Origin of the sequence: Polaromonas sp., assembly GCF_012927415.1 — a bacterium.
Taxonomy (GTDB): Bacteria; Pseudomonadota; Gammaproteobacteria; order Burkholderiales; family Burkholderiaceae_C; genus Polaromonas.
On the sequence record NZ_JABBPF010000205.1, the window covers coordinates 1 to 11,279 of the forward strand.

At 57.5% G+C, this 11,279-nt stretch carries 13 protein-coding genes and 1 tRNA gene; 13 read left to right on the plus strand and 1 reads right to left on the minus strand.

Annotated features, from left to right (window positions below; translation table 11 throughout):
- Window positions 1-58: 58 nt before the first annotated feature.
- The 13 genes from rpmD (at window position 59) to HHJ19_RS16790 (ending at window position 10,722) form a co-directional block, all read left to right on the plus strand.
- Window positions 59-241, plus strand: coding sequence for a 50S ribosomal protein L30 (gene rpmD, locus HHJ19_RS16730; RefSeq protein WP_068835583.1), 183 nt, complete (start codon window positions 59-61; stop codon window positions 239-241).
- Between the two features lie 13 nt (window positions 242-254).
- Window positions 255-686, plus strand: a complete 432-nt coding sequence (gene rplO, locus HHJ19_RS16735) for a 50S ribosomal protein L15 (RefSeq protein WP_296909000.1) — start codon at window positions 255-257, stop codon at window positions 684-686.
- Between the two features lie 19 nt (window positions 687-705).
- Window positions 706-2,013, plus strand: a complete 1,308-nt coding sequence (secY, locus tag HHJ19_RS16740; RefSeq protein ID WP_296909001.1) for a preprotein translocase subunit SecY — start codon at window positions 706-708, stop codon at window positions 2,011-2,013.
- 85 nt (window positions 2,014-2,098) lie between these two features.
- On the plus strand, window positions 2,099-2,212 hold the full coding sequence (rpmJ, locus tag HHJ19_RS16745; RefSeq protein ID WP_011481465.1) for a 50S ribosomal protein L36: 114 nt from the start codon (window positions 2,099-2,101) through the stop codon (window positions 2,210-2,212).
- A 25-nt stretch (window positions 2,213-2,237) separates the two neighbouring features.
- A complete protein-coding gene (rpsM, locus tag HHJ19_RS16750) occupies window positions 2,238-2,603 on the plus strand; it encodes a 30S ribosomal protein S13 (protein WP_296909002.1) in 366 nt (121 codons plus the stop codon).
- 13 nt (window positions 2,604-2,616) lie between these two features.
- Window positions 2,617-3,021, plus strand: a complete 405-nt coding sequence (gene rpsK, locus HHJ19_RS16755; protein ID WP_011799771.1) for a 30S ribosomal protein S11 — start codon at window positions 2,617-2,619, stop codon at window positions 3,019-3,021.
- 133 nt (window positions 3,022-3,154) lie between these two features.
- A complete protein-coding gene (gene rpsD / locus HHJ19_RS16760) occupies window positions 3,155-3,778 on the plus strand; it encodes a 30S ribosomal protein S4 (RefSeq protein WP_296909003.1) in 624 nt (207 codons plus the stop codon).
- Between the two features lie 97 nt (window positions 3,779-3,875).
- The gene (gene rpoA, locus HHJ19_RS16765) at window positions 3,876-4,865 is read left to right on the plus strand and encodes a DNA-directed RNA polymerase subunit alpha (protein WP_296909004.1); all 990 of its coding nucleotides are present in this window, start codon (window positions 3,876-3,878) and stop codon (window positions 4,863-4,865) included.
- A gap of 82 nt (window positions 4,866-4,947) precedes the next feature.
- The gene (gene rplQ, locus HHJ19_RS16770) at window positions 4,948-5,349 is read left to right on the plus strand and encodes a 50S ribosomal protein L17 (RefSeq protein WP_296909005.1); all 402 of its coding nucleotides are present in this window, start codon (window positions 4,948-4,950) and stop codon (window positions 5,347-5,349) included.
- Window positions 5,350-5,367: 18 nt separating this feature from the next.
- Window positions 5,368-5,444, plus strand: a tRNA-Met gene (locus HHJ19_RS16775).
- 424 nt (window positions 5,445-5,868) lie between these two features.
- Complete coding sequence (locus HHJ19_RS16780) at window positions 5,869-6,057, plus strand: hypothetical protein (RefSeq protein ID WP_296909006.1); 189 nt, start codon at window positions 5,869-5,871, stop codon at window positions 6,055-6,057.
- A 10-nt stretch (window positions 6,058-6,067) separates the two neighbouring features.
- Complete coding sequence (locus HHJ19_RS16785) at window positions 6,068-10,093, plus strand: Pls/PosA family non-ribosomal peptide synthetase (protein WP_296909007.1); 4,026 nt, start codon at window positions 6,068-6,070, stop codon at window positions 10,091-10,093.
- A gap of 14 nt (window positions 10,094-10,107) precedes the next feature.
- Window positions 10,108-10,722, plus strand: a complete 615-nt coding sequence (locus tag HHJ19_RS16790) for a 4'-phosphopantetheinyl transferase superfamily protein (RefSeq protein WP_296909008.1) — start codon at window positions 10,108-10,110, stop codon at window positions 10,720-10,722.
- Window positions 10,723-10,821: 99 nt separating this feature from the next.
- Here HHJ19_RS16790 and HHJ19_RS16795 read toward each other — a convergent pair.
- The coding region (locus HHJ19_RS16795; protein ID WP_296909009.1) for a LysR substrate-binding domain-containing protein at window positions 10,822-11,279 on the minus strand (458 nt) is incomplete at its 5' end.

Below are 11,279 nucleotides of genomic sequence, written 5' to 3' on the forward strand. Positions count from 1 at the left end.
ATAGCGGCGAAGCGTGGCAAATCAGTCGAAGAAATCTTCGGCTAAGGCGGGTAGTGAAATGACCAAAGAAACCAAAGTAAAAGTCCAGCTGGTTCGCAGCCCGATTGGCACCAAGGAATCACACCGCGCCACCGTGCGTGGTCTGGGCCTGCGAGGCGTCAATAGCGTCAGCGAATTGCAGGACACGCCCGCAGTGCGCGGCATGATCAACAAGATCAGTTATCTGGTCAAGGTTATCTGAGCGGAGACTCATCATGGAATTGAACGGAATCAAGCCTGGCGAAGGCGCTAAACATGCCAAACGACGTGTTGGTCGCGGCATTGGGTCTGGCTTGGGTAAAACAGCCGGTCGTGGTCACAAGGGACAAAAGTCCCGTTCGGGTGGTTACCACAAGGTAGGCTTCGAAGGCGGTCAAATGCCTATGCAGCGTCGTTTGCCCAAGCGCGGTTTCAAGTCGCACCTGCTAAAGTTTAATGCCGAGGTCACCCTCGCGGCATTGGAGCAGCTTGGCTTGGCCGAGGTGGATCTGTTGACGCTCAAACAGTCTGGCCTGGTAGGTCAGATCGCCAGGAATGTCAAGGTCATCAACACAGGATCGCTGTCATTGGCGGTCAAGTTGACGGGTATTTCTGCCACGGCAGGTGCCAAGACCATCATTGAAGCCGCTGGCGGCTCCATCGCTTAATATTTGACGGAACCAACCAGTGGCAACCAACTCGGCTCAAATTGCAAAAACCGGCAAGTACGGTGACTTGCGCAACAGGCTCGTGTTTTTGTTGCTGGCACTGGTCGTGTATCGTGTCGGCGCACATATTCCGGTTCCGGGAATTGACCCAGGTCAACTAAAGGAACTGTTCAAGGGCCAGCAGGGCGGCATATTGAATTTGTTCAATATGTTCTCCGGTGGCGCCTTGTCAAGATTTACTGTGTTTGCCCTGGGCATCATGCCGTACATTTCGGCCTCCATCATCATGCAACTGCTGACTTATGTGGTTCCCACATTTGAGCAGATGAAAAAAGAAGGTGAAAGCGGTCGGCGGAAAGTGACGCAGTACACTCGATACGGAACATTGGGCCTTGCCCTGTTTCAGTCGATGGGCATCGCTATTGCGTTGGAAAGCTCGCCTGGCCTGGTTTTGGTTCCTGGTTTTGGTTTCAGGATGACTGCAGTGTTCAGCCTAACGGCAGGAACAATGTTCCTGATGTGGCTGGGTGAGCAGATCACCGAACGAGGCTTGGGTAATGGCATCTCGATTTTGATTTTTGCGGGTATCGCAGCTGGATTGCCAAGTGCAATGGGCGGCTTGCTGGAACTGGTGCGTACCGGCGCCATGAGTATTCTTATTTCTGTTGTCATCGTCGCGGTAGTAATTCTTGTTACCTATTTTGTGGTGTTCGTCGAACGAGGCCAGCGCAAGATACTTGTGAACTATGCCCGGAGGCAGGTGGGCAATAAGGTATACGGTGGGCAGTCTTCACATTTGCCGCTGAAGCTGAATATGGCAGGCGTAATTCCTCCTATTTTCGCGTCGTCAATTATTTTGTTGCCTGCAACCGTCGTCGGTTGGGTCAGCACGGGTGAAAGCATGCGTTGGCTGAAAGATATCGCGAGCACGCTGACCCCGGGGCAGCCGATTTACGTGATGCTGTACGCCAGCGCCATCGTGTTTTTCTGCTTTTTCTACACGGCACTTGTATTTAACAGCCGTGAGACAGCAGACAATTTGAAGAAGAGCGGTGCTTTCATTCCCGGCATACGGCCAGGTGATCAGACGGCGCGCTACATCGACAAGATTTTGGTGAGGCTTACGCTGGCAGGTGCGGTTTATATTACTTTTGTGTGTTTGCTGCCCGAGTTTTTGATTTTGAAATACAACGTGCCGTTTTACTTCGGTGGAACGTCGTTGATGATTATTGTTGTGGTTACTATGGACTTCATGGCCCAGGTTCAGAATTACATGATGTCGCAGCAGTATGAGTCGTTGTTGAAAAAAGCCAACTTCAAAACGTGATGTCTTGATTGATTTAACGATTTATTGCGAGCACACGGTGTGTTTCGTTCCCAGTAGGCACAGATTGAAAGTTTAGGAGAATAAAATGAGAGTTTCAGCTTCGGTCAAGAAAATTTGCCGCAACTGCAAAATCATTCGTCGCAAGGGCGTTGTTCGCGTGATTTGTACAGATCCACGTCACAAACAGCGCCAAGGCTGATTTTTAAGAGATTTACAGGACGCATATGGCTCGTATCGCTGGTATCAATATTCCGCCGCAGAAGCACGCCGAAATCGGCTTGACTGCAATCTTTGGTATAGGTCGCACCCGCGCTCGCAAAATCTGCGAAGCATGTGGAATTGACTACGCAAAGAAAATCAAAGATCTGACTGACGGTGATCTGGAAAAAATCCGTGACCAAATCGCGCTGTTTACCATTGAGGGCGATTTGCGGCGTGAAACCACGATGAACATCAAGCGCCTGATGGACATTGGTTGCTACCGCGGTTTCCGTCATCGCCGTGGTTTGCCTATGCGTGGTCAACGCACCCGCACAAACGCCCGTACCCGCAAGGGTCCGCGTAAGGCCGCTGCGTCTTTGAAGAAATAATTGAGAGGTCGTCATGGCAAAATCACCGAATAATAGTGCTGCACAACGTGTGCGCAAGAAAGTTCGCAAGAACGTGGCCGATGGAATTGCCCACGTTCACGCATCTTTCAACAACACCATCATCACGATCACCGATCGCCAGGGCAATGCATTGTCGTGGGCATCTTCTGGTGGTCAGGGTTTCAAAGGCTCGCGTAAATCGACACCGTTTGCAGCGCAGGTCGCCTCAGAAGTGGCCGGGCGGGCTGCCATTGAACAAGGTATAAAGAACCTCGATGTTGAAATAAAGGGCCCCGGCCCTGGCCGTGAATCATCGGTTCGGGCATTGGGAGCACTCGGCATTCGGATTAATTCGATCGCTGACGTGACCCCTGTTCCGCACAATGGTTGCCGCCCGCAGAAGCGCCGTCGCATTTAATCGCCCTGCTTCATCGCTTGGCCGGCTGCTTTGCAGTTGACTAGGCGTCAGCATTTTTTATCAAGCCCACCGCCGTTAGGTTCCTACCTTCGGCTCCTGCAGTAAATGCAGCAGATGACACAAGGATATTCAAGTGGCACGTTATCTCGGCCCCAAAGCCAAACTTTCACGCCGTGAAGGCACCGATCTTTTCCTGAAAAGCGCTCGACGCTCGATCAGCGACAAGGCTAAATTTGACTCCAAGCCAGGTCAGCACGGTCGTACCTCCGGTACCCGCACGTCCGACTATGGCCTGCAGCTGCGTGAAAAGCAGAAGGTCAAACGCATGTACGGCGTTCTCGAAAAGCAGTTTCGCCGCTATTTCGAAGAAGCTGATCGCCGCAAAGGCAATACGGGTGCCAACTTGCTCTTCGTGCTGGAGTCGCGACTGGACAACGTTGTTTACCGCATGGGTTTTGGCTCTACGCGTGCCGAAGCACGTCAACTGGTGTCCCACAAGGCAATGACTGTCAATGGTCAGTCGGTGAATATTCCATCCTATATGGTCAAGACTGGTGATGTGATCGCTGTGCGCGACAAGTCCAAAAAACAGACCCGTATTGCCGAGGCGCTCGAGTTGGCCAAGCAGGTCGGCCTGCCAGCCTGGGTGGATGTCAATGCCGACAAGGGCGAGGGCGTCTTCAAGAAGGTTCCCGACCGCGACGAATTTGCCGCCGACATCAACGAATCGTTGATTGTCGAGTTGTATTCACGTTAATTTTTTTCCGTTCCTGCGATACGGCCTTCGTGTCGCCAGGGTGTGCTTCGCCAGCCTTATCGGTGTAACGAGCCGAGGGTATTGAGAGGAAGACTGCATGCAGACTAATTTGTTAAAACCAAAAACTATCAATGTCGAGCAACTTGGTACCAATCGCGCCAAAGTGACTCTTGAGCCTTTTGAGCGTGGCTATGGCCACACGCTGGGCAATGCGCTGCGCCGTGTATTGCTGTCATCCATGGTCGGCCACGCCGCGACCGAGGTGACCATTGCAGGCGTCTTGCATGAATATTCTTCCATTGACGGCGTTCAGGAAGATGTCGTCAATATCCTGCTGAACCTCAAAGGCGTCGTCTTCAAGCTGCATAACCGCGACGAAGTCACCTTGAGCTTGCGTAAAGATGGCGAAGGACCCGTGACCGCCGCAGATATCCAGACGCCGCACGATGTTGAAATTATCAATCCTGACCATGTGATTATGAATCTGTCGCATGGCGGCAAGATCGACATGCAGATCAAGGTTGAAAATGGCCGTGGTTATGTGCCCGGTAACTTGCGCCGCTATGGCGACGAGTCGCCGAAATCGATTGGCCGTATTGTGCTTGATGCTTCGTTTTCACCTGTCAAGCGTGTGAGCTACATTGTCGAGAGCGCCCGCGTAGAGCAGCGTACCGACCTCGACAAGCTGGTACTCGAAATTGAAACCAACGGTGCGGTGACGGCAGAAGATGCCGTGCGTGCTTCGGCCAAGATTCTGGTCGAGCAACTGGCGGTGTTTGCCCAACTCGAAGGCAATGAACTGGCCGCTTTTGATACCCCGGTACAGCGCAGCTCGCAGCAGTTCGATCCGATCTTGTTGCGCCCTGTCGATGAGCTGGAACTCACGGTCCGGTCGGCAAACTGCTTGAAAGCAGAGAATATTTACTATATTGGCGATTTGATCCAGCGCACTGAGAATGAGCTGTTGAAGACCCCCAATCTGGGACGGAAATCTCTCAATGAGATTAAGGAAGTACTGGCGTCACGAGGATTGACACTTGGGATGCGTCTTGAAAGCTGGCCTCCTGCGGGTCTGGACAAGCGTTAATTGATATTTATCCCGTTTTTAGACGGGAAGTGCACGGGCAGTACCTGATACGGCTGTTTCGAAATTATATAAAGGAAGCACTATGCGACACGGACATGGATTACGTAAACTAAACCGCACCAGCGAGCACCGCCTCGCCATGCTGCGCAACATGATGAACTCGCTGCTGCAGCACGAAGCGATCAAAACCACGCTGCCGAAAGCCAAAGAGCTGCGCCGCGTGGTAGAGCCCATGATTACGCTGGCGAAAGAGCCAACCTTGGCCAACAAACGGCTGGCGTTTGACCGCCTTCGGGACCGCGACATGGTGGTCAAGCTGTTTGCCGAACTCGGCCCTCGCTATAAAGCTCGTCCAGGCGGATACACCCGTATCCTGAAGATGGGTTTTCGTGTTGGCGACAACGCGCCCATGGCACTCGTTGAACTGGTTGATCGTCCAGATATTTCGGAAGAAATTAAAGATGACACAGCCAAAGCAAAGTAGGCTACAATAACATCATATCGCGCGGTGGAGCAGCCTGGTAGCTCGTTGGGCTCATAACCCAAAGGTCGTAAGTTCAAATCTTGCCCGCGCAACCAAAATCCAGACCGACTAGGTTGGTAACAAAACGCCCACTGCATGTGGGCGTTTTTTTTTGTGCTTTATTTGTAGGCTATTAAATTGGTCATTGCTAGAAGTGGACCCTTGACGAGACTGCAGCGCAGTGTCTCGGGCTTTGGGCAAAAGTTTTGATCTTACGTCAGGCACTTGCTCTACCGCTGTTGCTTCATCAAAAGAGATCATCCGATGTTGCTGCTTCGCAGCAACCAGCAATGCACTGCGATCTGACTCCTTTGGCGCCGAGCGTCGGTGTGCATTTACCTGACGGTATCCACTGACACCTATGTATGAATGGCTCTTCGATGGATCGGTTAGAAAGCTTATCGCCTTTGCCGCTGTTGTGGCTGACTTTCGGCATCGCCTTCATGCCTCGCCGTCTTTCGGGACGGGCCGTCTTGACCTGTGAACAGTCAGGTAGGACTGGCACCTCTTCCCGCCGTGGTCGGCGACGCCCTGTTGGTGATATTTTCCGGAACCTTCGGCTTTTATGCGCTCGACGCGATCAAGCCGATGTTGACGGCAACTCACAAATTGGCCTGTCAAAACGGGTTTTTTTTAAGTCCAGATGATGCTGAAAACTCCTCTATTTGACCCAGTTGATATGCCAGGGTTTTCTGGCCTGTCCAAGACCTATTCCGAGGCGCATCCCGACATCCTGTTGGGGCCGGTCCGTCCTGAGCTGATTCGCGCGGAAGTGCTGCCCGATCTGCTGGAAGCAACGGCGGAGCGCACGCCAGACCATGCGGCGCTGATCTTCGGTGACCGGCAATTGAGTTACGGGGAACTGAATGCGCAGGCCGACCGAGTGGCGTCGCACCTGATTGAAGCGGGTGTGCGGCCGGGGCAGATCATCGGATTGTGGCTGCCGCGCGGTATCGACCTGCTGCTCATGCAGGCCGCCATTGCAAAGACCGGCGCTGCCTGGCTGCCGTTTGACGCGGACACGCCGGTCGAACGCATTGCCGTCTGCCTTGACGATGCGAATGCGCCCGGTATCGTCAGCTGCGCTGGGTTTGCGCCGCGTCTGGCGGGTTGCGGCCGTCAAGTGTGGACGGCCGAAGCGCTGGCAGCGCCAACACAGATACCGCTCCTTCGGCGCCAAGGCGCATTGCCGTCCGATCCCGCTTATGTGATTTACACCTCCGGTTCGACCGGCAAGCCCAAGGGTATCGAGATAAGCCAAAGCAGCATTTGCCATTTCCTTCGCAGCGAAAACGCAATGCTCGGCATACGGGCTAGCGACCGCGTCTATCAGGGCTTCTCGGTTGCCTTCGACATGTCGTTCGAAGAAATCTGGATCAGCTACCTGGCCGGTGCCACGCTGTGGATCGCACCCAGGGAGGTCGCCTCCGATCCTGAGGCGCTGCCGCGCGCGCTGGAGGAAAACAGCATCACCGTGCTGCACGCGGTACCGACGTTGCTGGCACTGTTCAACCAGGACGTGTCCAGCCTGCGCCTGATCAACCTCGGCGGCGAGATGTGCCCGGAGGCACTGGTTTCCCGCTGGGCGCGCCCGGGGCGTCAGGTATTCAACACTTATGGTCCGACCGAAGCGACGGTGTCGGCCAGCCTGGCAGAGTTGCATGCCAACCAGCCGGTGACGATTGGCCGGCCGCTGCCGAACTACGGTTTGCTGATTATTGCCACGGAGGGGGAAGGCGGCCTGAGGCTGCTGCCGCGCGGCGAAGTCGGCGAGCTGTGCATCACTGGACCGGGTGTTGCCGCCGGTTATCTCGGACGTCCCGACCTGACTTTAGAGAAATTCCTCACCAACCCCTGGGCGAGCAGTGCTGCGCAAAACCGGCTTTACCGCACCGGCGACCTGGCCCGCATCGACCCTGACGGGTGCGTGCAATGTCTGGGTCGCACTGACGATCAAGTGAAAATTCGCGGCTTCCGGGTCGAGCTCGGCGAGATCGAAGCCGTGCTGGCCAGCCAGAGCGGCGTCGGCACGGCAGCCGTGGTGCTGCGCCAGGAGGGCGGCATTGATCAGCTGATCGCCTTCATCGTTTCGGAAAGCGGCCAGATGCCCACAGCCGCGGTGCTGCGCAGCGCGCTAGGCGCATCGCTGCCACCTTACATGGTGCCCGGTTTCTTTGAAATGCTGCCGGAAATGCCGCGCCTGAGTTCGGGCAAGATCGATCGCAAGGCTTTGAAGGCGCGACCGCTGGCGCTGCTGCCGCGCGATGTTTCCGGGTCCGACACGCCGCAGACACCGGCCGAAGAAATGTTGTTCTCGGCCTTGTCCACGCTGTTTCCCGGCCAGACCATACGCCGCAGCGCCGATTTCTTTTCGGATCTTGGCGGCCACTCGCTGTTCGCTGCCCGGCTGGCGTCCGCATTGCGTGCCGATGCGCGCTTCGCACATGTCACCGTGCGCGACATCTACCAGAATCGCACCATCGGGCGCATTGCCGAGGTGCTGGCGCAAGCGCATGAAGCAGCGCCGCCGGTCGACACCCGCTGGACGCCTCCCTCCGCGCTCAAGCGCTGGCTGTGTGGCGCCGCCCAGGCCGCAGCCATACCGCCATTGGTGACACTGCGCATGGGCCAATGGCTGGCGCCATTTTTCACCTACCACTATTTCACTGGTGACCCCGGCGATTCGGTTGCGCTGGCAATCGCCGCCTCGACGGGCGCCTACCTGATCGCAACGCTGCTTGAGTTTGTGCTGGCGATTGCCGGCAAGTGGCTGATTGCCGGCCGTCTCAAGCCGGGCCGCTATCCGCTGTGGGGCCTCACTTATTACCGCTGGTGGCTGGCCGACCGGATGGTCGAGTCGGCGCCGACCTATCTGCTCAGCGGGTCGTCGCTGTATCCGTGGTGGCTGCGCGCATTGGGGGCGCGGATCGGGCGGGATGTGATGATCGGTTCGATCACCTTGCGGGCGCCCGACTTGCTGGTGATCGGCGACCGAGCCAGCGTGGGCAACGCGGTCAATTTCGAGAATGCGCGCGTCGAACACGGTGAGTTGCGGTTGGGCACGATTGCCATTGGCAGTGATGTCGGCGTCGGTTCTTATGCCGTGCTGGAAGGCAACACGGCCATCGGTGCGTTCGGTCATCTGGAAGGACAGACGGCGCTGAGCGATGGCATGGCGGTGCCGGCCGGCCGTACGTGGAGTGGTTCACCGGCGAGCGACGTCGGCGCTTTCGATCCCGCCTCCAACCCGGCTCGGCCGCAGGTAGCGCAGACCCGGCAGGCTGCCGAGGCATTGTTTTTCCTGTGCGGCGCGCTGCTGATCACCACCTTGTTTTTCTTGCCGGTTTTCCCGAGTTTTGTGCTGATCGACTGGATCGACAACGCCGAGCGGTTCCCGTGGCTGCAAAGTAACGACCTCCCTTTTCAGCTCGCCAAGTATTTCGTGTTGGCATTTCCCGCCACGGCGGTACTGATTGTCTGCACCGCACTGCTGTCAGCGGCAATCCGCTGGGGCGTGCTGCCGCGCATGAAACCGGGAAGCTGGCCGGTGCACAGCAATCTCTACTGCGCCAAATGGCTGGTCAACCAGATTCAGGAGTCCAGCCTTAACGTGCTGCATGGCGTGTATGCAACGGTGTACGCGCCGTTCTGGTACCGGCTGCTGGGCGCACGGGTTGGCCGTGGCGCGGAAATTTCGACCGCCCTTGGCCTGGTGCCCGACATGCTGACACTGGGCGACGACACATTCATCGCCGATGCGGTGATGCTGGGTGACGAAAAAATTGATGGTGGCTGGATGACCATGAAGCCGACGGTGATTTCGCGCCGCAGCTTTGTCGGCAACGGCGCCTACATTCCCGACGGCACCACGCTGCCGGAGAATGTGCTGATCGGCGTGCATTCCACCGTGCCGCGCAACGAGGCCATGCGCAATGGCGACACCTGGCTCGGTTCACCGCCGATCAACCTGCCGGCGCGTGAACAGGTCCGGGGATTTGCCGAGCACCTGACCTTCCGACCGTCGCCGCTGCGCCGGGTCGGGCGTGGGACGGTTGAAGCGTTTCGCATCATCGCGCCGCATGCGTTCGTCATCGCGGTCGGCTATACAGTCGTATTGAACGTGATGCCGCTGGCCGGCGACGGACGCTGGGCCGAAGTCATTGCCGACCTGGCGTTGGCCGGCCTGAGCTACGGCATCGGAACCTTCGCCTTCGTCGCGGTGCTCAAGTGGCTGCTGCTGCGTCGCTACAGGAAATGCAGCGTGCCGATGTGGACACCGTTCGTGTGGCTGTCAGAGGCGGTGACCAACCTGTACGAAGGTATTGCCGTTCCCAATTTCATGCGCTACCTGCGCGGCACGCCCTGGCTGCCGGTAGCGCTTAACCTGCTGGGCAGCCGGATCGGGCGGGGCGTGTACCTGGACACCACCGACATTACCGAGTTTGACTGCGTGACGATTGGCGACTACAGCGAGCTCAATGCTTTGGCTTGTCCGCAAACCCACCTGTTTGAAGACCGGATCATGAAGATCGACCATGTCAGGATCGGCAGCCGCGTCTACATGGGGCCGCGCAGTGCCGTGCTGTACAGCGCCGTGGTGGGGGACAACGCCAAGCTGGGTGCTCTGACGCTGGTGATGAAGGGTGAACACATCCCGGCGGCAACGGCATGGCGCGGCTGCCCGGCGGCGCCGGCGCGCGTTTGACGACGCGGCAAGCAATGAATCAAGCGACGGTTGCCGTCCATCGCTGGCCCGTATCCAGGCCTCTGCTGGCGGCCGCCCCCGAAGCCGGACCGGACCTGATCGTCATCAGCATTGCCACGCCCGACAGCACGCTGCGTCACGCGGCACGCGCGCAACTGCGAGGCGCAGTGCGCGAGGTGCTGGGCCTTCGGCTCGGCAGCTCACCAGGAGCAATTGCGCTGGTTTCCAAACCCGGACAGGCGCTCCGCGTTGACCTGCCCGGCCACACGATCGGCTTGTCGGCAAGTCATGAAGCCGGCTTCTCGGTTGCCGCCATTCACCGGTGCGGCCCGGTGGGCGTCGACATCGTGCGGCTCAGGGACGAATTCGAATGGCAGCCAGTCGCCCGCGATTACCTCGGCATGGACGCCTTCGAGCGGATTGCGTGCCAGGCACAACCTGAACAGATGCAGGCATTTGCGCGCGAATGGACCCGTCTCGAAGCCTGCCTGAAATACCTTGGGATCGGACTACAGGAATGGAGCCTGTCTCTCGCACATCGGCTGGGCGCCTGCCGCGTCAGCGAGCTTGAGTTGCCTGCTGGCCTGTGCGGTGCGGTCGTCTATGGTCTGACGGATCAAGCGTCCTGATCCTGCCAGCCATCCGGCGGGTCGTAGCAAACCTCAAATTTGAGGCAAGCGATCTGCTTGCCAATCGCGGTCCGGCAGGCTCGCAGCCACGCGGGCCATTCAAGCCTGAAGCGTTTCCAGCTTGCTGATCTCGGCGCGCGTGTGTTCAGTGATGAACTCCAGAAAGGCGCTGGTCCTTGCCGGAATGAATTTCCGACTGGGCAAGGCCGCGTACAAGGTATATCTGCCGGTAATCCATGGCGCCAGCACCCGCTGCAGTTCTCCGGTGCCCAGAAGCTTGGCCACCAGGGCGATGGACTGGCTGATAATGCCGGCGCCTTCAACGCAGGCTTGAATCAGCGTATCGCTGTGGTTGACGAGCAGCGCGGGTTCCACCCGGATTTCCAGTTCGCGCTGGTGGTCCTGCGGGTTGATGAGATGCAGGCTGCGATGCCGGTTTGCGGCAAATTTGATCCTGAGAATGCGGTGCGCCACCAGCTCTTCAGGTTGCCGGGGAATGCCGTGGCAGCGCAAATAGCCGGGAGAGGCGCACAGGATGCCGTCGGAGGATGCAATGG

Coding starts and splice junctions, on each gene's coding strand:
- rpmD (WP_068835583.1), top strand. CDS start 59: ATGACCAAAGAAACCAAAGTAAAAGTCCAGCTGGTTCGCAGCCCGATT.
- rpoA (WP_296909004.1), top strand. CDS start 3,876: ATGCAGACTAATTTGTTAAAACCAAAAACTATCAATGTCGAGCAACTT.
- rplO (WP_296909000.1), top strand. CDS start 255: ATGGAATTGAACGGAATCAAGCCTGGCGAAGGCGCTAAACATGCCAAA.
- rpsM (WP_296909002.1), top strand. CDS start 2,238: ATGGCTCGTATCGCTGGTATCAATATTCCGCCGCAGAAGCACGCCGAA.
- rpmJ (WP_011481465.1), top strand. CDS start 2,099: ATGAGAGTTTCAGCTTCGGTCAAGAAAATTTGCCGCAACTGCAAAATC.
- HHJ19_RS16790 (WP_296909008.1), top strand. CDS start 10,108: ATGAATCAAGCGACGGTTGCCGTCCATCGCTGGCCCGTATCCAGGCCT.
- rplQ (WP_296909005.1), top strand. CDS start 4,948: ATGCGACACGGACATGGATTACGTAAACTAAACCGCACCAGCGAGCAC.
- HHJ19_RS16785 (WP_296909007.1), top strand. CDS start 6,068: ATGCCAGGGTTTTCTGGCCTGTCCAAGACCTATTCCGAGGCGCATCCC.
- rpsK (WP_011799771.1), top strand. CDS start 2,617: ATGGCAAAATCACCGAATAATAGTGCTGCACAACGTGTGCGCAAGAAA.